Annotated in this window: 28 protein-coding genes, 1 tRNA gene and 1 pseudogene; 13 read left to right on the top strand and 17 right to left on the bottom strand. The window is 69.8% G+C overall.

The annotated features are described in order from the left end of the window. Window positions 1–42 precede the first annotated feature (42 nt). Genes PGN23_RS15540 through PGN23_RS15550 form a run of 3 tightly spaced genes read right to left on the bottom strand, consistent with a single transcriptional unit; the run spans window position 43 to window position 1,607 of the window. On the bottom strand, window positions 43–345 hold the full coding sequence (locus tag PGN23_RS15540) for an NAD(P) transhydrogenase subunit alpha (protein ID WP_335303930.1): 303 nt from the start codon (window positions 343–345) through the stop codon (window positions 43–45). A gap of 14 nt (window positions 346–359) precedes the next feature. Next, window positions 360–1,484, bottom strand: a complete 1,125-nt coding sequence (locus PGN23_RS15545) for an NAD(P) transhydrogenase subunit alpha (RefSeq protein ID WP_335303931.1) — start codon at window positions 1,482–1,484, stop codon at window positions 360–362. A gap of 3 nt (window positions 1,485–1,487) precedes the next feature. After that, a complete protein-coding gene (locus PGN23_RS15550) occupies window positions 1,488–1,607 on the bottom strand; it encodes an aa3-type cytochrome c oxidase subunit IV (RefSeq protein WP_335303932.1) in 120 nt (39 codons plus the stop codon). A 153-nt stretch (window positions 1,608–1,760) separates the two neighbouring features. Between PGN23_RS15550 and PGN23_RS15555 the strand changes: the two genes are divergently transcribed. After that, on the top strand, window positions 1,761–3,218 hold the full coding sequence (locus PGN23_RS15555; protein WP_335303933.1) for a sigma-54-dependent transcriptional regulator: 1,458 nt from the start codon (window positions 1,761–1,763) through the stop codon (window positions 3,216–3,218). A 20-nt stretch (window positions 3,219–3,238) separates the two neighbouring features. Next, the gene (locus PGN23_RS15560; protein ID WP_335303935.1) at window positions 3,239–3,991 is read left to right on the top strand and encodes an SDR family NAD(P)-dependent oxidoreductase; all 753 of its coding nucleotides are present in this window, start codon (window positions 3,239–3,241) and stop codon (window positions 3,989–3,991) included. Here the strand turns inward: PGN23_RS15560 and PGN23_RS15565 are convergent, their stop codons facing one another. The 6 genes from PGN23_RS15565 to PGN23_RS15590 all read right to left on the bottom strand — a co-directional run bounded on the left by PGN23_RS15565 (window position 3,992) and on the right by PGN23_RS15590 (window position 9,342). After that, window positions 3,992–4,876, bottom strand: a complete 885-nt coding sequence (locus PGN23_RS15565; RefSeq protein ID WP_335303936.1) for a bestrophin family protein — start codon at window positions 4,874–4,876, stop codon at window positions 3,992–3,994. It lies immediately after the preceding gene. 332 nt (window positions 4,877–5,208) lie between these two features. Continuing rightward, the gene (folP, locus tag PGN23_RS15570; protein ID WP_335303937.1) at window positions 5,209–6,255 is read right to left on the bottom strand and encodes a dihydropteroate synthase; all 1,047 of its coding nucleotides are present in this window, start codon (window positions 6,253–6,255) and stop codon (window positions 5,209–5,211) included. A gap of 140 nt (window positions 6,256–6,395) precedes the next feature. Continuing rightward, complete coding sequence (locus PGN23_RS15575) at window positions 6,396–7,544, bottom strand: site-specific DNA-methyltransferase (RefSeq protein WP_335303938.1); 1,149 nt, start codon at window positions 7,542–7,544, stop codon at window positions 6,396–6,398. A gap of 150 nt (window positions 7,545–7,694) precedes the next feature. Further along, on the bottom strand, window positions 7,695–8,348 hold the full coding sequence (locus PGN23_RS15580; protein WP_335303939.1) for a ribonuclease HII: 654 nt from the start codon (window positions 8,346–8,348) through the stop codon (window positions 7,695–7,697). Beyond that, window positions 8,336–9,121, bottom strand: coding sequence for a bifunctional hydroxymethylpyrimidine kinase/phosphomethylpyrimidine kinase (gene thiD / locus PGN23_RS15585; protein ID WP_335303940.1), 786 nt, complete (start codon window positions 9,119–9,121; stop codon window positions 8,336–8,338). Before thiD ends, PGN23_RS15580 begins: the two co-directional genes overlap by 13 nt. Next, complete coding sequence (locus tag PGN23_RS15590) at window positions 9,118–9,342, bottom strand: DUF1272 domain-containing protein (protein ID WP_335303941.1); 225 nt, start codon at window positions 9,340–9,342, stop codon at window positions 9,118–9,120. Before PGN23_RS15590 ends, thiD begins: the two co-directional genes overlap by 4 nt. A gap of 106 nt (window positions 9,343–9,448) precedes the next feature. Here PGN23_RS15590 and PGN23_RS15595 point away from each other — a divergent pair, with 106 nt between their 5' ends. Continuing rightward, window positions 9,449–11,656 (top strand): TonB-dependent receptor, encoded by a 2,208-nt coding sequence (locus PGN23_RS15595; RefSeq protein WP_335303943.1) that lies wholly within the window; start codon window positions 9,449–9,451, stop codon window positions 11,654–11,656. Between the two features lie 24 nt (window positions 11,657–11,680). Here the strand turns inward: PGN23_RS15595 and PGN23_RS15600 are convergent, their stop codons facing one another. Together PGN23_RS15600 and glmM are read right to left on the bottom strand one after the other, a co-directional pair. Then, window positions 11,681–12,403, bottom strand: a complete 723-nt coding sequence (locus PGN23_RS15600; RefSeq protein WP_335303944.1) for a hypothetical protein — start codon at window positions 12,401–12,403, stop codon at window positions 11,681–11,683. 1 nt (window position 12,404) lies between these two features. Continuing rightward, a complete protein-coding gene (glmM, locus tag PGN23_RS15605; protein WP_335303945.1) occupies window positions 12,405–13,742 on the bottom strand; it encodes a phosphoglucosamine mutase in 1,338 nt (445 codons plus the stop codon). A 72-nt stretch (window positions 13,743–13,814) separates the two neighbouring features. Here glmM and PGN23_RS15610 point away from each other — a divergent pair, with 72 nt between their 5' ends. From PGN23_RS15610 to aat, 5 genes are all read left to right on the top strand, one after another. Next, complete coding sequence (locus PGN23_RS15610; RefSeq protein WP_335303946.1) at window positions 13,815–15,068, top strand: dicarboxylate/amino acid:cation symporter; 1,254 nt, start codon at window positions 13,815–13,817, stop codon at window positions 15,066–15,068. Continuing rightward, window positions 15,065–16,051 carry an aldo/keto reductase gene (locus tag PGN23_RS15615; RefSeq protein WP_335303947.1) on the top strand — a complete coding sequence of 329 codons (987 nt, stop codon included), beginning with the start codon at window positions 15,065–15,067 and terminating at the stop codon, window positions 16,049–16,051. Before PGN23_RS15610 ends, PGN23_RS15615 begins: the two co-directional genes overlap by 4 nt. Window positions 16,052–16,181: 130 nt before the next feature. After that, window positions 16,182–16,949, top strand: coding sequence for a Coq4 family protein (locus tag PGN23_RS15620; protein WP_335303949.1), 768 nt, complete (start codon window positions 16,182–16,184; stop codon window positions 16,947–16,949). A 45-nt stretch (window positions 16,950–16,994) separates the two neighbouring features. After that, entirely contained in the window at window positions 16,995–17,702 is a 708-nt protein-coding gene (locus PGN23_RS15625; RefSeq protein WP_335303950.1) for a ParA family protein, read from the top strand. A 2-nt stretch (window positions 17,703–17,704) separates the two neighbouring features. Further along, on the top strand, window positions 17,705–18,427 hold the full coding sequence (gene aat, locus PGN23_RS15630) for a leucyl/phenylalanyl-tRNA--protein transferase (protein WP_335303951.1): 723 nt from the start codon (window positions 17,705–17,707) through the stop codon (window positions 18,425–18,427). A 35-nt stretch (window positions 18,428–18,462) separates the two neighbouring features. Here aat and PGN23_RS15635 read toward each other — a convergent pair. The 5 genes and pseudogenes from PGN23_RS15635 to PGN23_RS15655 form a co-directional block, all read right to left on the bottom strand. Continuing rightward, window positions 18,463–18,930 (bottom strand): annotated as a pseudogene (locus tag PGN23_RS15635) (DUF2155 domain-containing protein); the annotation flags it as partial. After that, on the bottom strand, window positions 18,927–19,322 hold the full coding sequence (locus tag PGN23_RS15640) for an NADH:ubiquinone oxidoreductase subunit NDUFA12 (protein WP_335303952.1): 396 nt from the start codon (window positions 19,320–19,322) through the stop codon (window positions 18,927–18,929). The pseudogene PGN23_RS15635 and the gene PGN23_RS15640, both read right to left, overlap by 4 nt. A 66-nt stretch (window positions 19,323–19,388) precedes the next feature. Next, window positions 19,389–19,883 (bottom strand): DUF192 domain-containing protein, encoded by a 495-nt coding sequence (locus tag PGN23_RS15645; protein WP_335303953.1) that lies wholly within the window; start codon window positions 19,881–19,883, stop codon window positions 19,389–19,391. After that, a complete protein-coding gene (locus PGN23_RS15650; RefSeq protein WP_335303954.1) occupies window positions 19,880–20,425 on the bottom strand; it encodes a cold shock domain-containing protein in 546 nt (181 codons plus the stop codon). Before PGN23_RS15650 ends, PGN23_RS15645 begins: the two co-directional genes overlap by 4 nt. A 157-nt stretch (window positions 20,426–20,582) precedes the next feature. Further along, window positions 20,583–21,107, bottom strand: coding sequence for a RecX family transcriptional regulator (locus PGN23_RS15655; RefSeq protein WP_335303955.1), 525 nt, complete (start codon window positions 21,105–21,107; stop codon window positions 20,583–20,585). A 106-nt stretch (window positions 21,108–21,213) separates the two neighbouring features. Here PGN23_RS15655 and PGN23_RS15660 point away from each other — a divergent pair, with 106 nt between their 5' ends. The 3 genes from PGN23_RS15660 to PGN23_RS15670 all read left to right on the top strand — a co-directional run bounded on the left by PGN23_RS15660 (window position 21,214) and on the right by PGN23_RS15670 (window position 23,585). Continuing rightward, window positions 21,214–22,971, top strand: coding sequence for a fatty acyl-AMP ligase (locus tag PGN23_RS15660; RefSeq protein WP_335303956.1), 1,758 nt, complete (start codon window positions 21,214–21,216; stop codon window positions 22,969–22,971). Between the two features lie 52 nt (window positions 22,972–23,023). Further along, a tRNA-Trp gene (locus PGN23_RS15665) sits at window positions 23,024–23,099 on the top strand. 141 nt (window positions 23,100–23,240) lie between these two features. Beyond that, on the top strand, window positions 23,241–23,585 hold the full coding sequence (locus PGN23_RS15670; protein WP_335303957.1) for a hypothetical protein: 345 nt from the start codon (window positions 23,241–23,243) through the stop codon (window positions 23,583–23,585). A gap of 49 nt (window positions 23,586–23,634) precedes the next feature. On the opposite strand, the gene PGN23_RS15675 is transcribed toward PGN23_RS15670, so the two are convergent. Next, window positions 23,635–23,964 carry a hypothetical protein gene (locus PGN23_RS15675; RefSeq protein ID WP_335303958.1) on the bottom strand — a complete coding sequence of 110 codons (330 nt, stop codon included), beginning with the start codon at window positions 23,962–23,964 and terminating at the stop codon, window positions 23,635–23,637. A gap of 297 nt (window positions 23,965–24,261) precedes the next feature. On the opposite strand from PGN23_RS15675, the gene secE reads away from it, so the two are divergent. Then, on the top strand, window positions 24,262–24,459 hold the full coding sequence (secE, locus tag PGN23_RS15680) for a preprotein translocase subunit SecE (protein ID WP_335303960.1): 198 nt from the start codon (window positions 24,262–24,264) through the stop codon (window positions 24,457–24,459). Window positions 24,460–24,485: 26 nt separating this feature from the next. Further along, a complete protein-coding gene (gene nusG / locus PGN23_RS15685) occupies window positions 24,486–25,022 on the top strand; it encodes a transcription termination/antitermination protein NusG (protein ID WP_335303962.1) in 537 nt (178 codons plus the stop codon). Window positions 25,023–25,033: the final 11 nt, after the last annotated feature.

Genomic DNA, 25,033 nt, shown 5'->3' on the forward strand with positions numbered 1-25,033 from the left:
CCGGAGGAAGCGGCGCCCCGGATCAGGTCCGGGGCGACGGTATCAGTGCCTGGCGGCCGCGGCCGGGCGCTCTTTCTTCTTGTACATCGCCAGCATGCGGTGCGTGACCGCGAAGCCGCCGAAGATGTTGACGCTGGCCAGCACGACCGCCAGCAATCCCAGCCACTTGCCGCCGGTACTTCCCGCCGCCGCCGAGGCGATCAGCGCGCCGACGATGATGACCGAGGAGATCGCGTTGGTCACCGCCATCAGCGGCGTGTGCAGCGCGGGCGTGACCGACCAGACGACATAATAGCCGACGAAACAGGCCAGCACGAACACTGACAGGATCGAGATGAAGTCCATTTGCCCAGTCCCCCTCAGGCGCCCAGCAGCCGCTGGTTGACGACCTGTCCGTCCTTCGTCAGCCGCACCGCGTCGCCGATCTCCTCGTCCAGCACCGGCTTGCCGGCCTCCTTGTCCCAGAAGGTGGACAGGAAATTGTAGAGGTTGCGGCTGAACAGCGCGGACGCATCCGCGGGCAGGCGCCCGGCGACGTTGCGATGGCCGACGATCCTGACCCCGTGGCGCGTCACCACCTCGCCCGCGACCGAGCCCTCGACATTGCCGCCGCTCTCCACCGCCAGGTCGACGATGACGCTGCCGGGGCGCATCGTCGCGATCTGCGCGTCGCTGATGAGGCGCGGCGCGGGGCGCCCCGGAATCAGCGCGGTGGTGATGACGATGTCCTGTTTGGCGATATGCCCGGACACCAGCTCGGCCTGCGCCTTCTGGTACTCCGGCGTCATCTCGCCGGCGTAGCCGCCCGCGCCTTCGCCCTCGATCCCGGCGACATTCTCGACGAAGATCGGCTTGGCGCCGAGCGACTGGATCTGCTCCTTCGTCGCGGAGCGGACGTCGGTGGCGGACACCTGCGCGCCGAGGCGCCGCGCGGTCGCGATGGCCTGCAGCCCGGCGACGCCGACGCCCATGACGAACGCCTTCGCCGCACTCACCGTGCCCGCCGCGGTCATCATCATCGGAAACGCACGGCCGTATTCGGCCGCGGCGTCCAGCACCGCCTTGTACCCCGCCAGGTTCGACTGCGAGCTGAGGATGTCCATCGACTGCGCGCGCGTGATACGCGGCATGAACTCCATCGCCAGCGCCTCGTACCCCGCCTGCGCATAGGCATCGACGCGTGCGCGCTCCCCGAACGGGTTCAGCCCGGCGACGATCCACGCGCCGGGCGCGGCACCACCCAGCGATGCGGGGTCCGGCCCCTGCACGCCCAGCACGATGCCGGCCCCCGCCAGCGTCGCGGCGCGGTCGCCGACCGCCGCACCCGCCGCGGCATAATCCGAATCGGCGAAGCTCGCCCCCTCGCCCGCGCCTGCCTCGACCGCGACATCCGCGCCCAGGGCGATGAATTTCTTGACCGTTTCCGGCGTCGCGGCCACCCGGCGTTCACCGGGAGCCCCCTCCCTCAGGACCGCGATCCGCATCTCTTACGAGATCAGCCAGATGACGAGAAAAGCGAGTAGAAAGCACGCGATCGCGCCGTATTTAAGCATCGACAGCATGCTGAAATAGGTCGATTCGTGCGCCTTGATATTGGCGTCGGCCATGACGATCCCCTTCTATTCGTGCTACGCTAGAGCCTAAAGACGCCGGATAGGCGAGGCAATATCCCCTGTGTCTCGCTTAAGCCGGCCTTTACCCCCCGTGCCTTAGGTGCGGGCCGGAGCCGCGATCGGGCAAACCGGGGGACGAATCGACCAATGACGCGTAACGGCCAACGTCTGCTGATGCTGATCGACGACGATCCCGCGCAGCGCCGCCAGGTCGCCTCGATCGCCGCACGCGCCGGATGGCGCTCGATCTTCGCCAACGACGGCGAGATGGCGCTGGCGATGTTCGGGACGCAGGACGGGATGCAGCTGGATGCGATCCTGCTCGACGCCGAATCGGCGGCGACCGGCGATATGCTGCCGGTCGAGGGAGCGGCCGATCCCGCGCCGCTGATCGCGCAGCTGCGCGGCTACCGCCCGCAGCTTCCCATCCTGCTGCTGGCGGCGGAGACCTCCGTGGCGCAGGCGGTGGGCGCGATGCGCGCGGGCGCGACCGATTATCTCTCCAAGCCGCTGGCCCCGCAGCGGCTGCTGTCGGCACTGGAGGCCGCCGTCGCCGGCAGCGTCACGGGCGAGCTGCGCCCGCTGACCGAGAAGATCCCGGCGATGCTGGAGTTCGACGAGATCGTCGGTTCCGCGCCCGAGTTCCGCGCCGCGCTGGCGATCGCCGCCAAGGCCGCGCGCGCGCGCGTGCCGGTGTTGATCGAGGGCGAGAGCGGCGTCGGCAAGGAAGTGGTGGCGGAGGCGATCCACAACGCCAGCCCGCGCGCCAAATCGCCGCGGCTGACGGTGAATTGCGCCGCGATCGCCGCCAATCTGATTGAAAGCGAGCTGTTCGGGCACGAACCCGGCGCCTTCGCGGGCGCGTTCGAGCGCCGCAACGGCAGCTTCGCGATGGCCGACGGCGGCACGCTGTTCCTCGACGAGGTCGACCATCTGTCGCTCGACGCGCAGGCGCAGCTGCTGCGCGTGCTGCATACCGGCGAGGTGCTGCCGATGGGCGCGCGCCACCCGCGCGAAGTCGACGTGCGCGTCGTCGCCGCCACGAACAAAAGGCTGCTGGACGAGGTCGGCGCGGGGCGGTTCCGCGAGGATCTCTATTACCGCCTCAACGCGGTGACCGTGACGATCCCGCCGCTGCGCCACCGCAGCGGCGACATCCCCGCGCTCGCCCGCCACCTGCTGGCGCGGATCGCGGGGCAGCCGGGGCTGCGCCAGCTGGGCATCACCGACGATGCGCTGGCGCTGCTGGTCGATTACGACTGGCCCGGCAACGTCCGCCAGCTGCAGAACGCGCTCTTCCGCGCGGCGGTGCTGTGCGACGGCGACGCGCTGACCCGCGCCGACTTCCCGCAGCTGGCCGCGCTGGGCACGCGCCCCTCGACCCGCAGCACGATCGCCCCGCCGACGCTGGGTCCCTCGGGCGGGGTCACCCTGTTCAACCCGGACGGCAACATGCGCGCGCTGGAGGAGATCGAGGCCGATGTCATCCGCCTCGCGATCGGTCACTATCGCGGGCGCATGACCGAAGTCGCGCGGCGGCTGGGAATCGGGCGCTCGACGCTCTACCGCAAGCTGAGCGAGCTGGGGATCGACAGCGCCGCCTGACGTATCGCAGAAGGTCGCGCATGACCGGCCTTCGCGATCGCAGCTTCCTTGTCACCGGCGCCGCCTCGGGCATCGGCCTCGCCACCGCGTGGCATCTGGCGGATGCGGGCGCGGCGCGGCTGGTGCTGGCCGATACGGATGCCGCGACACTGGCGCGCGTCGATCTGGGCTGCACGATCGACCTGCTGCCCGGCGACGTGCGGGAGGAGCGCTTCTGGGACGAGGCGGCCGCGGTGCTGGCGGGGATAAACGGGGCGGTCGTCAACGCCGGGGTCGCCGGGGCGGGCGCGATCGAAACCCTGGCGTTCGACGAATGGCGGCGCATCCTCTCGGTCAATCTCGACGGAGCGTTCCTGACGCTGCGCGCGGCGATGCGCGCGCTGGCGGGCCGCAGCGGCGCGATCGTCACGGTCGCCTCCGCCGCGGGGGTGAAGGCGGAGGCGGGCGTTTCCGCTTACGGCGCATCGAAGGCCGGGCTGATCCAGCTCACCAGGGTCGCCGCGAAGGAGGGCGCCGCCACGGGCATCCGCGTCAACGCGATCGCCCCCGCCGGGGTGGAGACCCCGGTATGGGATGCGGTTCCGATGTTCGCCGACCGCGCCGCTGCCATCGGCCGCGACGCTGCCTTTGCCGAGCTGGCGGCGATGGCGACGCCGCTGGGCCGCTATGCCAAGCCCGCGGAAATCGCGGCACAGATCGCGTTTTTGCTGTCCGACGCGGCCGCGACGATCACCGGCAGCGTGCTGGTCAGCGACGGCGGCTACACGCTGTAATCACCACAACACACCCTTCACCGGCTGGACCGGCTCCGGCGGGGTGTCGCCGATCGACTGGAGCAGATCGATCTCGATCGTACGACACATCGCGTTCAGCGGCAGGTCGTGGACCGTATTGGCGAACGGATCGACCAGGTCGTCGCCGATCGCCAGCACCGCCAGAAACATCAGCCCCGCCACCGTCGACCCCAGCGGCGTCGCGAAGCCCAGCGTCTCCACCAGCCCGATCGGCAGGAAGATGCAGAACATGTGCGTGAAGATCGTCGGAAAGAAGCGATACTGGTTCGGCAGCGGCGTGTTCTTCAGCCGCTCCATCCCGCCTTGCGCATTCGCGATGTCGACCAGAATGCTCTCCATCGCGCTCTGCTGGATGGTGTCGATCCAGCCGTTTTCGCGGGCGATGTTGATGCGGCGGCCGGTGCCATCGACGATGCCGTTGGCGATGTTGACGCGCGCGAGCGCGAAATCCGCCTCTCCCTTCGACAGGTAGCGCAGCACTTCCTGGTCCGCGGGCTGGCGCCGCAGCTGGCAGCGCAAGGCGTTCACATAGGCGATCTGGCGCAGGACGATGGTGCGCTTCAGGTCCGCGGCATCGGGATCGGGCAGGAAGTTGCGCGCCTGACGCGCCAGATTGCGGCTGGCGTTGATCATCAGCCCCCATAGCGACCGCCCCTCCCACCAGCGCTGATAGGCGGAGTTGCTGCGGAAGCCGAGGAACAGCGCCAGCGCGGAGCCGAACAGGGTCAGCGGCAGCGACGGCGCCTTGAACGGCAGGATGTAATAGGTGACGGTGACGATCACGTCCCAGACGAACAGCACGGTCAGCGGACGCCAGACCTCACGCATGATCTGGGTGAAGCGGGGGGTGGATGTGACGATCATGCGCGCGCTAACGCATGTTCGCGTTTCGCGTTGCGTAGGTGAAACGTTTCGATGTGTGTCCGGCTAGAGCGTGATCACGTGATGTTGACCCATCGTGATTGTCCTGAGCCGTTCGTCGGCGAGGAGCGACGTGCAGCGCGAGCTGGTAGTCCGTGCCAGCGGCGCGACGTCGTCCGGCGGGCGGCTCAGGACAACCGCTTTGCGGCGGGCGGAATGTCGTTCGTGGCGTCGTCCCTCGTCAGTCACGGGGGCAAAGCCCCGTTCCCTCCTCGCTCCTATCCACGAACGACATTCCGCTCCGTCCCGACGTGTCAACATCACGTCATCACGCTCTAGGGCGCCAGCGCGCGGTCGCGCAGTCCGCGCCACACCCGCAGCGCCTGTACCGTCGCCGCGACATCGTGCACGCGCAGCAGCTGGACGCCCGCCTGCGCCCCCGCTACCGCCAGCGCGACCGAGCCGCCCAGCCGCTCGCCCACGGGTGCCTCGTTGTCGAGGGCGCCGATCATCCGCTTGCGGCTGGTGCCGAGCATGATCGGGCAGCCGAGCCCGTGGAAGAGCGGGAGCGCCTGGATCAGGGCGAGGTTGTCGGCCAGCGACTTGCCGAAGCCGATGCCGGGGTCGACCATGATCCGTGCACGATCGAAGCCGGCCGCGACCACCGCCGCGATCCGCGCCTCCAGCCAGTCGAACACCTCGGTCGCGACATGGCGATAGGTGGGTCGCCCGTGCCCGCCGGCCCGGGGATCGGGCGAGTGCATCAGCACCACCGGCGCACCGCTGCGCGCGACCAGATCCAGCGCGCGCTCGTCCCACAACAGCGCGGACACGTCGTTGACGATCCCCGCACCGGCGGCAAGCGCGGCCTCCATCACCGGCGCCTTGCGCGTATCGATCGAGACAAGCGCCCCCGCCCGCGCCAGCCGCTCCACCACGGGGGCGGCGCGGCGGGCCTCGTCCTCCTCCCATACCAGTGTCGCGCCGGGGCGGGTGGATTCGGCGCCGACGTCGATCACCGCCGCGCCCGCCGCCGCCATCGCCATCCCCGCCGCCGCCGCGCCGGCGGGATCGTCGACATGCGCGCCGCCGTCGGAGAAGCTGTCGGGCGTGACGTTGAGGATGCCCGCGACCGCCGGCTGGTCGAAGCGCAGCGTGCGTTCGCCCAGCACCCATGCGGGGCGCGGCGACGTGATGCGCGCGTGGAGCGTGGCGGCACGCTCGCCCAGCGCGGCGATATCGGCGACGGGGACGATGCGGCGCGCGTCGCCCTCGCTGACCTCATAGGCGGCGAACCACTGCATCCCCCCCGCCAGCCGCGCGACATGGCCATCGGGGTAGGCGAAGGGCGCGTCGGCGAAATGGATCGGGCGCAGGTGCATCGAACATCTCCCCCCTCCCTTTCAAGGGAGGGGCCGGGGGTGGGTGGCGTGCTCGCGATACGGCGGCGCGGCGCTCTTGGGGAGCCGTATCGCCCGGCCTCGACCCACCCCAACCCCTCCCTTGAAAGGGAGGGGCCTCGTCAGGGCTGCGTCGCGAGCAGGTAGGTCTGGCGCAGCGTGTCGATCGGCGCCAGCGCGCCCTCGTGCTCATGGTGCCAGAAGGTCCAGCCGTTGCAGGCCGGCGCGCCCTGCAACGTCGCGCCCAGCTTGTGGATCGACCCCGTCGCACCGCACGGCGACGCCAGCGACCCGTCCGCGCGCACCGTCGCGCGGAAGCGGCGCTTCGCGTCGGTCAGGACGTCACCCGGGGTGAGGTATCCGTTCTCCACCAGCACGCCGAACGCCACCTTGGGCTGCGCACGGGGGCTCTGCATCGTCGACAGCGCGGATTCGTCCAGCGGCAGCGCGGCTTCGATCCGCTCCTGCGCGGCCGCGATATAATCCGCCTCGCGCTCGATCCCGATCCAGCGCCGCCCCAGCCGCTTCGCCACCGCGCCGGTGGTGCCGGTGCCGAAGAAGGGGTCGAGCACGACGTCCCCCGGTTTCGTGCAGGCCAGCAGGATGCGGTACAGCAGCGCCTCCGGCTTCTGCGTCGGATGGACCTTCACCCCGCCCTTCTTCAGCCGCTCGCCCCCGCCGCAGATCGGGAATTCCCAATCCGAGCGCATCTGGATCTCGTCGTTCAGCGTCTTCATGCTGCGGTAGTTGAAGGTGTATTTCGCCTTCTCGCCCTTCGATGCCCAGATCAGCGTCTCGTGCGCGTTGGTGAAGCGGGTGCCGCGGAAGTTCGGCATCGGGTTGGCCTTGCGCCAGACGATGTCGTTCAGGATCCAATAGCCCAGATCCTGCACCGCCGCGCCGACGCGGAAGATGTTGTGATAGCTGCCGATCACCCAGATCGTGCCGTCGTCCTTCAGGATGCGGTGCGCCTCCGCCAGCCATGCGCGGGTGAAGGCGTCATATTGCTGGAAGGTGTCGAACTTGTCCCAGTCGTCGGTGACCGCGTCGACATGGCTGCCGTCGGGGCGGAACAGCTCGCCGCCGAGTTGCAGGTTGTAGGGCGGATCGGCGAAGATCATGTCCACCGACTTCGCCGGCAGCGCCATCATCGCGGCGATGCAATCGCCCGCGATGATGCGGTCGAGCGCCAACGGCGGCGCGGCGTCCGACGCCGCCGGCGCCGTCCTGGCCGCACGCGAGACCCGCGCGATCTTTTCGATCACCCCCATGTCATTCCCCCGGTTTCGAGGGGCCAAAAGCGCGGAAAGCGCGGACTCCGTCAAGCGAATGTTGGTTAACGCGACTCGCCGGGAAACCGTTGAGGTGGCGGAACATTTCGTGGCCGCGACCAGATGTTGAGTCTCGCCCGCGGACGAGACTCAACCGATAGCGTGTTGCGCGAAAGACTCAGCCGCGGACGGTTCGTCGCGAAACAGGCCCAGCTGCGCGACGGGGGCGAAGCTGCGGCGGTGGAGCGGCGTCGGGCCGTGCTCGCGCAGCGCCTTCAGATGGGCGGCGCTGCCATAGCCCTTGTTGCGCTCCCACGCATATTGCGGGTGCGCCAGTGCGGCCTCGATCATGATCGTGTCGCGGACATGCTTGGCGACGATGGAGGCGGCGGCGATCGAGCGGCTGATCGCATCCCCGCCGACGATCGCGGTCGCGGGATAGACCCATCGCGGCAGGCGGTTGCCGTCGACCAGGACATGGCCCGGCGCGCAGCCCAGCGCCTGTGCCAGCTGCTCGACCGCCAGCGTCATCGCCTTCATCGTCGCCCAGTGGATGTTCAGCGTATCGATCTCCGCGGGCTCGACGATGCCGACCCCCACCACCGCGCACGCCCGCAGCCGCGCGCACAGCCGCGCGCGCTCGCCCGCCGGCAGCTGCTTCGAATCGTCGATCCCGCGCGGCACGCCCTTCGCGGGCAGGACGACGGCGGCGGCCACCACCGGCCCGGCAAGAGGCCCCCGGCCCGCCTCGTCCACCCCGGCGACGGGGGGAAGGCACAGGCGCTCGTGCTTCAATCCGGGCATCGGAACCCGGTGGCGTCCTGTTGTCCCATGGGGCCCTGCCCCTGCCCCAGCCCCGGCGCGTGCTCAAGGCTGGCACGGACGAACGCGATGGCCCGTTCGATCGCTGCGGGCAGCGACATGGCCACACCCAGCCCGGTGGCGATCGCACTCGCCAGGGTGCATCCGGTCCCGTGCGAATGGCGCGTATCGATCCGTGGATTTTCCCAGCGCGCGACCTGCCCCGAGGCATCGAACAGCCGGTCGACCACGGTTTCGCCCTCGGCATGGCCGCCCTTGACCAGCACCGCCGCGGCGCGCGCCAGCAGGGCCTCGCGTCCGCCCAGCGCCGCCAGTTCGGGCAGGTTGGGCGTCACCAGCGCCGCGCGGGCGATGAGCCGCTCCAGCCCCGCGACCGTGGCGGCATCCGCCAGCACCGATCCCGACGTGGCCACCATGACCGGATCGACCACCACGGGCACGTCCAGCCCGGCCAGCACCTCCGCCACCGCCAGCGCGGTGTCGGCCGAACCGATCATCCCGATCTTCACCGCGTCGACGCCCAGATCGTCGATCACCGAGCGCATCTGCGTCACGACGATCTCGGTCGGCACGGGGTGGACCGCCTGCACGCCGAGCGTGTTCTGCGCGGTGATCGCGGTGATCGCGGTCATCGCATGTCCGCCCAGCATCGTGACCGTCTTGATATCGGCCTGGATGCCCGCGCCGCCGCCCGAATCCGATCCCGCGACGATCAGGACGCGGGGCAGGACGCGGGGCAGAACACGCGGTGTCATCCCTTGAAATGCCGGACGGTGGACGCCGGATGCCGCCTCAGCGCCTCGTCGACGCGCGCCGGGCGGTCGAGCAGTTCGCCGCCGCAATTCGGGCAGCGCTCGTCCAGGGCATCCGCGCAATCGGCGCAGAAGGTGCATTCGAACGAACAGATGAAGGCACCCCCCTCGTCCGCGGGCAGGTCGACGCCGCAGCGTTCGCAATCGGGGCGCATCTCGAGCATCCGCCGCCCATAGCCGCGCCGCACATCTGTAACAATCCGCCCGTATGCGCGCGCTCGTCGGGGACACGCGGCAACTCGCGACCCCTCCTTGCTTGGGGGCAACAACATGATCGGGAAGACCTATTGGGCCGCCGCGCTGGCGGCGCTGACGGCCGCCATGCCGGCATGGGCGCAGGAAGCGCCCGCGGAGGAGGGCGAGATCGTCGTCACCGCGCAGCGCCGGCAGGAGAATATCCGCGACGTGCCGCTGGCGGTCTCCGTCGTCGGCGGCGAACGCGTGTCGGCCATCGCGGAAGGGGGCGCGGACATCCTGTCGCTCGCCGGGCGGGTCCCCAGCCTCTACGTCGAAAGCTCGAACGGCCGCTACGCGCCGCGCTTCTACATCCGCGGCCTGGGCAACGTCGATTTCGACTTCAACGCGTCGCAGCCGGTGTCGGTGGTGCTGGACGACGTGGTGCTGGAAAACGTCTTCCTGAAGGGCTTCCCGATGTTCGACCTCGACCGGGTCGAGGTGCTCAAGGGGCCGCAGGGCACGCTGTTCGGGCGCAACACCCCCGCCGGCGTCGTCAAGCTGGAGACGCGCCGCCCCGGTCGCGACGCGGAAGGGCAGATGACGCTGACCGCGGGCGAGCTGGGCACGATGCGCGGCGAGCTGGGCGTCACCGTACCCGCGTCGGACACGCTGTCGATCCGGCTCGCGGGCCTGGTCAACCACCGCGACAATTGGGTCGACAACGCCTTCAACCCCTCCTTCGCGCGCGCGGGCAAGGACCTGGGCCGGTTCGACGACATCGCGGGGCGCATCCACGTCGCCTGGAACCCGGACAGCCCGCTGTCGGTGCTGCTGACGGTGCAGGGGCGGCGGCTGGACGGCACCGGCACGCTCAACCGCGCCAACGTGCTGACCACCGGCTCGAACCGGCTCAACGCGCGCTACGACCGCGACCGCGTGTTCTACGACGGCGGGCTCAACAATCCGCAGCGTCAGGGGACCACGTCGCAGGCGATCCACGCCGATTACGACCTGGGCGCGGCGACGCTGACCGCGATCGTCTCGGCCTATCAGGGCAGCAGCGCGGGGCGCGGCGACATCGACGGCGGCGTGCTGGGCACGACGGCGGGCAGCGGCTTCATCCCCTTCCGCTCGGAAACGGGAACGCTGTCGAGCGATCTGGACCAGCAGACGTACGAACTGCGCCTCGCCAGCAACGGCGACACCCGCTTCGGGTATCAGATCGGCGCCTTCTACTGGCATGAGCGGTTCAAGCTGGTCTCGGGCAGCTTCGACGGGGTGGGCGGGATCAACCCGACGATCATCTCCGAGCTGCGCCAGACGAGTGACAGCTGGTCGGGCTTCGGCCAGCTGCGCTACGATCTGACCGATCGCCTGCGCGTGACCGCGGGCGCGCGCTGGACCCATGACCTGCGCAATCTGGCGGCCGACCGCACCCGTGGTGCGGCCTTCTCCACCACGCGCCGCGTCAGCGACGGGCAGCCGAGCTGGGACGTCAGCCTGCTGTACCGCGCCGACGACAGCGTCAGCCTGTTCGCGCGGGTCGCGCGCGGTTATCGCGGGCCGTCGATCCAGGGGCGCATCGCCACGTCGAACATCGTGACGACCGCCCGTTCGGAAACGCTGACCTCGTACGAGGCGGGGCTGAAGGCGGCCAGCGCGGACAATCGCTTCCGCCTCGATCTCACCGGCTATACCTATCAGATCGACGATCCGCAGTTCACCGCGATCGGCGGCCAGGGCAATTTCAACCAGCTCATCAACGCGCGCCGCGGCATCGGGCGCGGTGTCGAGGTGGAGGCGACCGCCAACCTCTTCCGCGGTTTCCAGCTGAACGGCGGCGCGTCGTACAACTACACCCGCATCTCCGACCCCAACCTGCTGGTGGCCTTCTGCGGGGCGGCCTGCACCGTGCTGGACCCGATCGTGAACGTCGGCACGACGCGCCGCGCGGCGATCAACGGCAACCCGTTCCCGCAGGCGCCGCGCTGGCAGTTCAACGTCAACGCTGCCTATACCCACAGGCTGGCGGGCGGCGGCGAGCTGTACGCGCAGACCGACTGGGTCGGGCAATCGCGCTTCAACCTGTTCCTCTACGAAGCGACCGAGTTCCGGGTCGGCACCAATGTGGAGGGCGGCGCGCGCATCGGCTGGCGGATGACGAACGGCGTCGACCTGTTCGCCTTCGCCCGCAACATCACCGACGAGAGCAACGTGATCGGCGCGATCGACTTCAACAACCTGACCGCGTTCGTCAACGAACCGCGCGTGATCGGCGCGGGCGTGGGGTACCGCTTCTGAAAGTCCGGCAATGCCACCGCCGCCTCATCGCGACGGTGGCGCCCGCCGCCACGTGCGGATCAGGAAAAGAATCTGCAGAATCGTCCATATGGGCCTGCGCCCGGACACACGCAAAAATCTGGATGAGCTGACACGCAGGCGTCGCCGACGACGGCGCTGAGCCGCGACTTCACGACCACGCGTCTTTCGGCGTTCGGCATTTAGTGCGCTCTTCAGTCCGCAGGCGGCCCCGCCGATCGGGAACAGGATCGCGAACGCGAACACGCAAAATCGATAGTATCCAGCAGCGGAATCTTCGAACGGCGATCCAATCCTGTCGTACGTCACGACAGACAGGATCGCTATGGACGAGATGCAAGCGGGCACCATTACATAAAGGAAGACGTTCCCGAGAATTTTCGCGTTGGAGAGAGTCTGAATACGTTGCTTCCACGTTCCATGACCTGGCGGATGTGGCCAGTCAGGCGTTCGACGATAGGCCCTGAAGGCCGCGAACACCAACGCCATCCGCTTTGCCTCGCCCAGCAGATGGATCCACGCGAAGAGTGATACCGCCACCCCGAAGAGTGGCAGCATGACGATAAGCCAACCAAACTCAAGCATTTGCGGCTTGATGAACGGACCCAATATACAAAGACTGACCGCTACACTCCAGATGTTGAATGATAGCCAGAATGCACGGTGCCGATACTCCCACTCCTTATACAGCAAATCCCAACGTTTCTCGGCGCTGATGTCATCATCCATCTTACGCCGCCTTGCGGACCGCGTCGCAGATGCGGTCGACGATCCGCTCGACCTGTTGCGGGTCGTCGCCTTCGGCCATGACGCGGATCACGGGCTCCGTGCCGGACGGGCGGATCACCAGCCGGCCGGAACCCGCGAGCTCGCGCTCGGCCTCCGCGATCACCGCTTTTACCGCCTCCGCCTCCAGCGGCTTGCCCCCGGCGAAGCGAACGTTCTTGAGCAGTTGCGGTAGCGGTTCGAAGCGATTGAGCACGCGGCTGGCGGGCGCATCCGCGCGGCAGATCTCGGCGAGCACCTGAAGCGCCGCGACCAGCCCGTCGCCGGTGGTCGCATAGTCGGACAGGATGATATGCCCCGACTGCTCGCCGCCGACATTGTATCCCCTGGCGCGCATCGCCTCCAGCACGTGGCGATCGCCGACCGCGGTGCGGAGCAGTTTCAGCCCCTGCGCCGCCAGATGCCGCTCCAGCCCCAGGTTGGACATGACGGTCGCGACCAGCCCGCCGCCCTGCAACCGCCCGGCGCGCGCCCAGCCGCCCGCGATCGTGGCCATCAACTGGTCGCCGTCGATCACCTGTCCCCTTTCATCGACCACGATCAGCCGGTCGGCGTCGCCGTCGAGCGCGATGCCGATGTCGGCGCGCACCTCCACCACCTTCGCGGCCAGCGCGTGCGGGTGAGTGGAGCCGATCTTGTCGTTGATGTTCAGGCCGTTGGGATTGACGCCGATCTGAACGACGTCGGCGCCCAGCTCCCACAGCGCCTCGGGCGCGACCTGATAGGCGGCGCCGTTCGCGCAATCGACCACGACGCGGACCCCGTCCAGTCGCAGATCGGACGGGAAGGTCGACTTGGCGAAATGGATGTAGCGCCCGCGCGCGTCGTCGATCCGCTTGGCGCGGCCGATCTCGCCGGGCGTGGCCAGCGTCACCGCGCCGTCGATCGCCGCCTCGATCGCCAGTTCGTCCTCGTCGGACAGCTTGTAGCCGTCGGGACCGAACAGCTTGATGCCGTTGTCCGCATAGGGGTTGTGACTGGCGGAGATCATCACGCCCATGTCGGCGCGCATCGACTTCGTCAGCATCGCGACCGCCGGGGTCGGCATCGGCCCGACCAGCGTCACGTCCATCCCGACGCTGGTGAACCCCGCCTGCAACGCCGATTCGATCATATAGCCCGACAGCCGCGTATCCTTGCCGATGACGACCCGGTGGCGGTGCTCGCCGCGCAGGAAGTGCCGGCCCGCCGCCATCCCGACCTTCATCGCCATTTCCGCGGTCATCGCGCCGCTGTTGGTGAGCCCGCGAATGCCGTCGGTGCCGAAATATTTCCTTGCCATGTCGCCGTCCGTTCGCTCCGCTTGGTTGCATGCCGCATAACGAAGCGCGGATGAAAGGGCGACTACCGGAACATGACGCAAGCGACACGTATTCTCCTTTCGTTGGTCGTCGGGCTGAGCGCGGGGATCGCGCTGGCGGCCTTCGCGCCGGGGGCGGTTCCGGGTGCCACCGCGGTGGCGGAGCCGATCGGCACCGCATGGCTGCACGCGTTGCAGATGACGATCGTCCCGCTGGTCGTCTCGCTGCTGGTCACCGGGGTCGCGGCCACCGCGGAGGCCGCGCGCGCGGGACGGCTCGCGGCGCGGGCCATCGCGCTCTATGTGACGTTACTGTTCCTGTCGGCGGTGATGGCGGCACTGCTGACGCCGCTGTTCCTCTCGGTCGCGCCGCTTCCCGCCGCCTCGGCCGCCGCGCTGCGCGCCGCGCTGTCCGGCGCGGCGGCGATCCCGCCGGTCGCGCCGCTGGGCGAGTTCTTCGCCGGGATCGTGCCGACCAACATCGTGAAGGCCGCCGCGGCGGACGCGTTCCTGTCGCTCATCATCTTCACCCTCGTCTTCGCCTTCGCCATCGCGCGGATCGGCGCGGACGAGCGTGCGCTGATGGTCCGCTTCTTCACCGCGCTGCGCGACACGATGCTGGTGGTGATCGACTGGGTATTGTGGGTCGCGCCGGTCGGCGTCTTCGCGCTGACGCTGGTGGTGGGCGCGCGCGCGGGCACCGGGGCGTTCGGTGCGCTGGTCCATTATATCCTCACGGTCTCCGCGGTCGGGTTCGCGGTGGCGCTGATCGCCTATCCGCTGGTCCGCTTCGGCGCGCGTATCCGCCTGCGCGCCTTCACCCGCGCCGCCTTGCCCGCGCAGGCGGTCGCGATCAGCACGCAGAGCTCGCTCGCCTCGCTGCCCGCGATGCTGGAGGGCGCGCGCGCGCTGGGCGTGCCGGTGTCGACCGCGGGCGTCACGCTGCCGCTGGCGGTCGCGATCTTCCGCGCGACCGGGCCGGCGATGAACCTGGCGGTGGCGATCTACGTCGCGACCTGGTTCGGGGTGCCGCTGTCGCCCGCGACGCTGGCGATCGGCGTCGTCGTCGCGACGCTCACCTCGCTCGGCTCGGTCAGCCTGCCGGGCACGGTCAGCTACGTGAGCGCGATCGCGCCGATCGCGGGCACGATCGGCGCGCCGCTCGCGCCGCTGGGGCTGCTGGTGGCGGTGGAAACCATCCCCGACATCATGCGTACCGTCGGCAACGTCACCATGGATCTGGCGACCACCGCCTTGCTCGGGCGCGGCGCGCCGCGCGATCACGACGAAGAGGACATTCTGCCATGAAGACACGCACGCTGGGCGACGGCCTGACCGTCAGCGCGCTGGGCGTCGGCTGCATGCCGATGGCGGCGGGGCGCATCAATTACGGCGCCGCCGACCTCGACGAAGCGATCGCCACCATCCACCGCGCGATCGATCTGGGCATCACCTTCTTCGACACCGCCGAAGTCTATGGCCCCGAGGAGAACGAGCGCATCGTCGGCCGCGCGATCAGGGGCAGGCGCGACGGGCTGGTCATCGCCACCAAGTTCGGGCTGGTCGGCAGCAAGGGCCCGTTCGTCCCCGACAGCACGCCCGACAACATCCGCCGCGCCTGCGACGGCTCGCTGGAGCGGCTGGGCATCGAGACGATCGACCTCTATTACCAGCACCGCGTCGACCCCGACGTGCCGATCGAGGACGTGATCGGCGCGCTGGCCGAGCTCAAGCGGGCCGGCAAGATCCGCCACATCGGCCTGTCGGAGGCGGCGGCCGCCACGCTGCGGCGCGCCTGCGCGGTCCATCCCATTGCCGCGCTCCAGTCGGAATATTCGTTGTGGGAGCGCGACGTCGAGGCGGAGATCCTGCCGACCGCGCGCGAACTGGGGGTCGGCTTCGTCCCCTACAGCCCGTTGGGGCGCGGTTTCCTCACCGGGCAGGTGACCCGGCCCGAGGACATGGAGGAGGGCGACTATCGCCGCAACGACCCGCGCTACCAGCCGGGCAATTTCGAGGCGAACCTGAAGCTGGTCGAGGTGGTGAAGCAGGTCGCCGCGGCGCACGACGCCAGCGCGGCGCAGGTGGCGCTCGCCTGGCTGCTGGCGCAGGATGCGGCGATCGTCCCCATCCCCGGCTCCAAGCGGCGCGTGACGATGGAGGACAGCGTGAAGGCCGCCGAGCTGTCGCTGTCGACGGAGGATCTGGCGCGCCTCGACGCCGCCGCGCCGCGTGGGCAGACGGCGGGACCGCGATACGGCGAGGCGCAGCTGAAGATGGTGCGGATCTGAACGGTACTCCCCCGTCATCGCTTCGCTCCGCTCGCAATGACGAATCCAGCAATGCCAGAGTGACCGAGACGCCATTGACTCCGCCACCCTTCACGACTTATTGACACATCTGTCAGTAGGAGTGTGAGTCATGGCACAGCTTCCCCCCTTCCCCGGCACCAGCGGTCGTCGCGACTGGCGCACCGCGTTCGATGCGGTCGGCAAGCTCATGGCGAATGGCGACGATACGCAGCAGGTGTTCCGCATCATGCGCGCGCTGAACGTCGGCAACGCGCCGCAGAATTACGCGCGGCTGATCGCGACCGAGCAAGGCGGGCGGATCGCCTATGAGCGCGTCGAGCTGGCGCAGCGCTTCTCCGATCCCGCCTTCGTCGCCTCGTTCGCGCCCGGCACGGTGGGGGCGGCGTATCGCACCTTCCTGGAGACGACCGGCTATTCCGCCGACGGGCTGGTCGAGGTCAGCAAGCTGGAGGGCGATCCCGAGGCGGTCGATCACCCCTATGCGTGGATGGGGCGGCGGATCCGCGACACGCACGACATCTGGCACGTCATCACCGGCTATCAGGCGGACGAGCCGATGGGCGAGGCCGCGCTGGTCGCGTTCAGCTTCGCGCAGGTCGGCGGGCTCGGCTGGGCGCTGATCGCGACCGCCGCCGCGCTGAAGAGCCTGCGCGTCGCGAAGAACCGGCTGTTCGCGGATGCGGTGTGGGAGGGCTATCGCCACGGCCGCGCCGCCAGGTGGCTGCAGGGTGAGGATTATCTCATGCTGCTGCACGAGCCGATGGACGCGGCCCGCGCGCGGCTGGGCATTCGTGAGCCGGTCGCCTATCGCCGGGCGCAGCGCGAATTGGGCGCGGCGATGGCCGATTTCCTGAAGGAGCGCCGCGCCGTCGCCTGACGACCGCTTGCCGCCCCGGCGGTGCGCTCCTAACGTGCGTCCATCATGACGACGGTCGCGATCTACAGCCTGAAGGGCGGCGTCGGCAAGTCGACGCTGGCGGTCAATCTCGCCTGGTGCGCGGCGACGCTGTCGGCGCGGCGCACGCTGCTGTGGGACCTCGATCCGCAGGCCGCGTCCAGCTGGATACTGGGCGACGGCGGCCAGCACGATCGCGCGCAGGCGCTGTTCTCGCGCGATGTCGCCCCGGCGCGGATGATCGCGGCGACGGGGATCGATCGGCTCGACCTGCTGCCCGCCGATGCGTCGCTGCGCGACCTCAACCACCTGTTCCGCGAGATCGACAAGAAGCGGCGCCTGCGCAAGCTCGTCTCCGACCTGGGCGAGCATGATTACGTCATCCTTGATTGCCCGCCGGGGCTGACCGAAACCGCCGACCAGGTGGCGCGCGCGGCGGACCTGATCGTGGTGCCGGTGATCCCCTCCCCGCTCTCGCAGCGCGCCTTCGCCGCGGTGGAGCGGCATTTCGGCGGACAGGTGCCGATGTTGCCCGTCCATGTGATGGTCGACCGCCGCCGCGCGCTGCATGTCGAGGCGATGCAGCGCCACCCCGACTGGCCCGCGATCCCGATGGCGAGCGCAGTGGAAAACGCGACCGCGCGCCGCCTGCCCGTCGGCGCCGCCGCCCCGCGCAGCCCGGTGACGGCGGCGTTCACGCATCTGTGGCGCCGGATCGAGCGGACCGCGGGATAGGGATGACGGCGACGCTCGATCTGCCGCAACTGCTGGCCGCCTATGCGATCGGCGCGTTTCCGATGGCGGACAGCCGCGACGCCGACAGCATCTATTGGGTGGAGCCGCGGCGGCGCGCGATCCTGCCGCTGGACGGTTTCCACCTGTCGCGATCGCTGCGGAAGACCATCGCGGGGGATCGCTTCCGCGTCACCGCGGATGCCGCGTTCGACCGCATCATCGCGCTGTGCGCGGAGGCGGTCGAGAACCGTCCCGACACCTGGATCAACGCCACGATCGAGGAGGCCTTTCGCCGGCTCCACGGCCTGGGGCTCGCGCATTCGATCGAATGCTGGGACGGGGAGCGGCTGGTCGGCGGTCTCTACGGCCTGGCGCTGGGGCGCGCCTTCTTCGGCGAGAGCATGGTCAGCCGCGCCGCCGATGCGTCGAAGGTGGCCATCGCGGCGCTGGTGGCGCGGTTGCGCGTCGGCGGGTTCACCTTGCTCGACTGCCAGTTCATGACCGACCATCTCGCGACGCTGGGCGCGCGCGAGATCGACCGCCGCGACTACATGGCGTTGCTGGGTGCGGCGCTCTCGGCCACCGGCTCGTCCGCGGCGGCGTCCTCCTCATTGGCCGGAGCCGCCTCGGCGGGGGCGGACTTCCGCGCGCTGGATGCCGCCGCGGGCGCGGACGGCGCGGTGCCGGGGAAGGTCATCGTGCAGGCCTTGACCCAGACGTCGTAGACCGGGTGCAGCACGACGTTGTACGCGGGCCGCTCCTTGTAGAGCCAGCCGGAGAAGGCGCGGCGCCAATGGCCGTCGATCCCGCGCACGTCGAGCTGGACGAAGCCGCCGGTCAGCTGCTCGGGTTCCCACGGCGCGGTCCGCTCGCAGGCGCGCAGGCGGATCACGACGTCGCCGACGCGCATCGCCTGCCCCGGCTTCATCGTCACGTCGCGGCCGACGCCGTTGCGCTTGTTGAGGAGCCCGAGCGTGGCGACGCGCTGCGCCATCGGAGTCGCGCCCGCGTCGACCGCCGCCGTGTCGTCGCCGGCGACCTGGACCACGTCGCGCCCGGCCTCCGCCGGGGGCGGCGCGTCGGGCACCGCCTTGCTGACGACGCGGGTATTCGCGCGCGAACCGTCACCGCCGCCGGTCAGCCGTATTCCCAGCAGGTTCGTGGCCGCGAAGCCGGCGCCTGCCAATGCCACCACCACCAGCCCGCCGATCGCGAGCGGGCGGTTCATGCGTCGGGGTTCCACGCCTCGTAATCGCCGGTCGCGGACGCCCGCGCGCCGCCCTTCTCCAGCGCGCCGGACGGGCGATAGGCGAGCGCGGTGCCGGTCATGTTGGGCACGGGCGGCTTCTGCCAGGCGCGCGGCGGGGGCAGCGCCTGGTCGGGCACGTCGTCGATCTGGCGATGGAGCCAGCTGTACCATTCGGGCGGGATGCGGCTGACGTCGTTGGCGCCGCTGTAGATCACCCAGCGGCGCGGCTCGCCCGCGGTGTCGCGGCCGCCGATCCAGTAGGTGTTGCCGAGCGAATCCTCGCCGACCTGTCGCTTGCCGCGCAGGCCGTAGATGATCGTGCCGACGGTGGCGCCGTTCCACCAGGTGAAGGGGTTGAGGTTGATGCCCATCGTGCCGACCGCTTACCCGCCCCCGCCGCCGCCTTCAATGGCGGATGTTGGCGAAGGTGGCGCGTATCACCACGCGACGCGGTCGCCGGGCGCGATCCCGAGTTCGGCGGCGCGCCCGCCGCGTAGTTCGAGCACCGCCGTCACCGGCTCGGAAGAGGACACCGGGGCCTCCGAAAAGGGCAGGGTATCCGCCTCGATGTTGGCGATGGTGCGATCGGGACGGATGAAGATGATGTCGAGCGCGCTGGGCGTGTTCTTCATCCAGAAGCTGGCGACCCGTGCGCCGCCCGCCTTCCCGTCGGCGCCCGCGGGATAGGGCGCGAACAGCATCCCGCCGTCCGCGGGGATATGGGTGCGGTACATCAGCCCGCGCTGCTGCGCCTCGGGCGTGGCCGCCACCTCCACCGCGAAGGCATGGCGCCTGCCCCCGGACACGATCGTCAGCGGCACCGTGGCGCGCGCGGTCGCCGCCGCGTCGGGCGCGCTCGCCCCATCGCCGCAGCCGGCGAGCGCGATCGCCAGCGCGGCGGCGGCGGCGGCGGCGGCGGCCAGCGCCCTCACTCCGGCAGCCCCACGCCCACCGCGAGCGGCCCCTTGCGCCCCGGCACGATCCGCGCACGCAGCGGCTGGTCGGGCTCCACCTCGACGATGCCGGCGCGGCGCAGCGTTTCCATGTGGACGAAGATGTCGCCCGGTCGCGCGGTCGCCACCAGGAAGCCGTAGCCCTTCAGCCGGTTGAACCACTTGACGGTCACGTCCTCCCAGTCGCCGGCATCCTCGGCCGTGTCGGGCGCGACGCGCTCGCGGTCACGCTCGCGCACGACATCGGCGGCGGGGGCGGTGTCGATCGCGGTGATCTCCACCGCCTGCCAGCCGCGCGGGCCCAGGATCACGCGCCCCGCGACCTTCGCGCCCTCCGGCAGGGTACGGCGACCGAACGCCTGCAACACGCTGAAATGGATCAGGATGTCGCCCATCCCCCCGCCCGGATCATCGCCCGGCGCCCCCGGCGCGCCGGCACCGGCGCCGGCGCCGGCGTCCGCCACCATGAAGCCGAAGCCGCGCGTCGCGTCGAACCATTTGAGCACGCCGGATACCGCCACCGCCGCGTCATCGGCGGCAGCGTGCTGTGGGCCGGTGTCATCCCCACGACCACCGGCGGGTGCGGAGCCGTCGTCGCGCACGTGTGCCTTTCCGTCCCCCTGTTGGAGAGCGTGCCATGGGTGCACTGCACCATGCGACAACGCAAGACGGTAAACGTCAATCGGCCTGCGGAATCTCGCCCGGGGCCGCGGAAACGATGCGCCGCGCCATCGCCATGTCGTGCCCGGCGCGCAGCAGCGCCGCCAGATGCCGCTCGCGCAGCTTCGGATCGAGCACCTCCTGCGCCGCGAAGGGACCGATCCGCCGCCGCTGCGCCAGCCGCAGCGCGCTGTCCCAGGCGGCGGCGCGCGCCTGCGCCATCGCCTCGGCCGCATCGTCGCCCGTCACCCCGGCGGCGCGCAAGGTGTCGGCGACGCGGCGCGCGCCATAGCCGCGCCGCGCGAGCGACGCGCCCTTCAGGTCGGCGAAGGCACGGTCGTCGACATAGCCGAGCGCCGCCATCCGCTGCGCGACCGCGGCGGGATCCGCCGGCGCCGCCCCCGCCCAGCCACGCTCGCGCACCTTGCGCGTCAGATAGGCGGCCAGCTTCCCGCGGGTGGTCGCGAACCGCTCGACATAGCGCAGCGCCAGCCGCTCCAGCGCGGGCGGATCGAGCGGAGAAAGGGGGCGTGGCGCGCGCACGCCATGTTTGTGCCACAGTGCCGAGGGATGTTGGGAGTGGATTTTTAACGATTGGTCACGGCGAGGGCGCGCGCACGGCGCTGCACCGCCACGACAGGGATACAGAATGACGACGCAGACCGCCCCGGCTCCTATCGTGGACGCCCCCGTTTCGACGCCGACCGCGGACACGCTGCCGCGGCGGATGTCCGACTTCGCCACGCTGGGCGAGGCGCTGGACTATGCCGCGCAAGGGGCACGCGGGCTGAATTTCCACGACGCGCGCGGCACGCTGGTGCGGGGCTATCCCTTCGCGCGGATGAAGGACGATGCGCACGACATGGCGCTGCGGCTGATCGCGATGGGCGTGACCCCGGGCGAGCGGGTCGCGATCGTCGCTGAGACGAGCGCGGAGTTCGCCGCGCTGTTCTTCGGCACGGTGCTGTCGGGCGCGTGGCCGGTGCCGCTGCCGCTGCCGACCTCGTTCGGCGGGCGCGAGAGCTATATCGACCAGCTGCGCGTCCAGCTGGCGAGCTGCGACCCGACGATGCTGGTCTATCCGCCCGAGCTGTCGTCGCTGGCGGGGGCCGCGGCCGAGGCGGCGGGCGTGCGCGGGCTGGACTGGGCCGAGCTGGCGACGCGCCCCGCCCCCGATGCGCCGCTGCCGGCGGTGTCGGGCGACGACGTCTGCTACCTGCAATATTCCAGCGGCTCGACGCGTTTCCCGCACGGCGTCGTCATCACCCACCGCGCGCTGCTGAGCAACCTGGCGGCGCACGCGCACGGGATGCGGATCCAGGACAGCGACCGCTGCGTGTCGTGGCTGCCGTGGTATCACGACATGGGGCTGGTCGGCTGCTTCCTGTCGCCGCTCGCCAACCAGGTGTCGACCGACTATCTGAAGACCGAGGATTTCGCGCGCCGCCCGCTGTCGTGGCTCGACCTCATCAGCCGCAACACCGGCACGACGCTCAGCTATTCGCCGACCTTCGGCTATGACATCTGCGCGCGCCGCATCTCCAGCCAGACGAAGGCCTCGGACCGTTTCGACCTGTCGCGCTGGCGCGTGGCGGGCAACGGCGCGGACATGATCCGCCCCGACGTGATGCAGGCGTTCGTCGACGCCTTCGCCGATGCCGGGTTCCAGGCGACCGCGTTCCTGCCCTCCTACGGCCTTGCCGAATCGACGCTGGCGGTGTCGCTGATGCCGCCGGGCGAGGGCATCCGCGTCGAGCTGGTCGAGGAAACCGAGCTGTCGGGCGGCGACCATGGCGGCGATCGTCCGCAGCGGTACCGCGCGATCGTGAACTGCGGCAAGGCGGTGCGCGACATGGAGATCGAGGTGCGCGAGGAGGACGGCACCCCGCTGCCCGACGGCGCGATCGGCAAGGTGTGGTGCCGCGGCCCCAGCGTCATGGTCGGCTATTTCCGCGACCAGGCCGCGACCGACGCCTGCCTGGTCGACGGCTGGCTGGACACCGGCGACATGGGGTACATGTCGGACGGCTATATCTTCATCGTCGGCCGCGCCAAGGACATGATTATCATCAACGGGCGCAACCACTGGCCGCAGGACATCGAATGGGCGGTCGAGCAGCTGCCCGGATTCAAGGCGGGCGACATCGCCGCCTTCGCGATCACGACGCCCGGCGGCGAGGAGACGCCGGCGGTGCTGGTACAATGCCGCAGCTCCGACGAGAGCGAGCGCGTGCGGCTGCGCGACGAGATCCGCGACCGGGTGCGGTCGGTGACGGGCATGAACTGCGTCGTCGAGCTGATCCCCCCGCGCACGCTGCCGCGCACCAGCTCGGGCAAGCTGAGCCGCGCCAAGGCGCGCAACCTGTACCTGAACGGCGAGATCAAGCCGTACGATCTGGCGGCGTGACCGCGCCCCGCTTGACGCGGACGCGGCGACCGGACTAGGGGGACCGTCACACAGGAGTGTAGCTCAGTTGGTAGAGCATCGGTCTCCAAAACCGAGGGCCCACGGTTCGAGTCCGTGCACTCCTGCCATTCCCGTCATCCTCTATCCCCGGGTACGCGGACCTGAACCTGCGGCATCGGGATGTTGTTTGTCGTTCATGCAACGACCCTCACCCGACATGCATTGACGCTCCCAGCCGGCATGACGCCGCAACAACGGGAGTATTCGTCATGAAGCGTATCATCGCCCTTTCCCTCGCCGCCGCGGTCGCCGCCACGCCGGTGGTCGCGACCGCGCAGGCGCGTACGGTCACCGCCGCCGAGAAGCAGCGCCTGATCGCGGAGGCGCAGGCCGAGAACCAGCGACTGGCCGAGCGCGAGAAGGAATTCTACGCCAGCGAGGCACGCCTGCGCGAGCAGCTGGCCGATGCCCGCGCGAAGGGCGACAACGCCCGCTACACCCAGCTCCAGACGCTGGTCGAGCGCAACGCCGCGCAGCGCGAGCGCCAGCGCGCGGCCAACGCCGACCGCCAGCGTCGCATCCAGGCGATCTACGCGCTCCAGGTCCGCAACTGATCCACGGCGCGGCCGGCCCGCGACCTGCGGGCCGGCCACCTCGCCTGCGCTATTTCCCGCCTTCCAGATAAGCGCCGCGATCGCCCTGCACCCGGTGGATCGTCCGCGTTGCGGTGACGCGGGCCTTCTCCATCTTCTGGACCGCCTTGTTGGCGGTGTAGAGCACCTTGGTGCGGCCATGCAGCCCCAGGTTGATGAGCGCGAACCACGCGACCATGCAGGCCATCGCCCCGGCGATCAGGTAATAACGCCGCAGCTGCCGGCTGCGCCCGCCATGCATCACCAGCCGCTTGTCGCAGCGGCGACAGCGATAGACCGTGGTGCCCGGCCGCGCGGTCGCGCGCGCCTGCCAGCTATGCCATCCCAGAACGCAGAACATCGACATCCCCATGGGTTGCGCCGGACGTCGCCCGCTTGCAACATCGATCTCGCGGCGATGCGGCGTATCGCGCCCGTTTCCGGACGGTAGAACCTCCGCACCCCCACGCCCGGTTCCCCCGTCGCGTCGCAGGAAGCGTCGCGCGGCGGGCCGCTTGCCTTTTGACGGTACGCGGCCTATGTCCCGCCCCCATCCCACAGCGCGGACGGCCATCACCGCTTCCTTCATCGGCGGAAGCGGTGGCGGACCCATGCCGGGACGACGCATGAAGCACAGACGAAGCAGGGCTCAACCGACGTGGCGAAGACGACAGCGCTCGAATTCATCAAGCAGGTCCGTACCGAAACCGCCAAGGTGGTCTGGCCCACCCGGCGCGAAACGGTGATGACGGGCGTGATGGTGGTCATCATGACGACGGTGCTGGCGATCTTCTTCCTCGGCGTTGACAGCTTCTTCAACGCGGTGGTGAAGCTGCTGCTGAGCCTGGCCCAGTAAAGCGAACAGACGGGAAATTTGACGCGATGGCGCGCTGGTACATCATCCACGCCTACTCGGGCTTCGAGGGCAAGGTCCGCGATTCGATCATGTCGGAGGCGGCCCGCATGGGGCTGGAGCAACTGGTCGAGCAGATCGAGGTGCCGACCGAGACGGTGACCGAGGCGCGCCGCGGCAAGAAGATCTCGGTCGAGCGCAAGTTCATGCCGGGCTATGTGCTGGCCAAGCTGGCGATGAACGACGACGTCTATCACCTCGTCAAGAACACGCCGAAGGTGACGGGCTTCCTGGGGTCCTCCGGCAAGCCGCAGCCGATCAGCGACGCGGAGGCCGCGCGCATGCTCAGCTCCAAGGAAGAGACCGCCGCCGCGCCGAAGACCAAGGTCAAGGTGGATTACGAGATCGGCGACGCGGTGAAGGTGCTGGAAGGCCCGTTCGCCAGCTTCAACGGTACGGTCGAGGAACTCGACTTCGACAAGAGCAAGGTCAAGGTATCGGTCAGCATCTTCGGCCGCGCCACCCCGGTCGAGCTGGACTTCGAACAGGTCGAGCGCAGCAAGTAACGCGCGTCCCG

Origin of the sequence: Sphingomonas adhaesiva, from assembly GCF_036946125.1 — a bacterium.
Classification (GTDB): domain Bacteria; phylum Pseudomonadota; class Alphaproteobacteria; order Sphingomonadales; family Sphingomonadaceae; genus Sphingomonas; species Sphingomonas adhaesiva_A.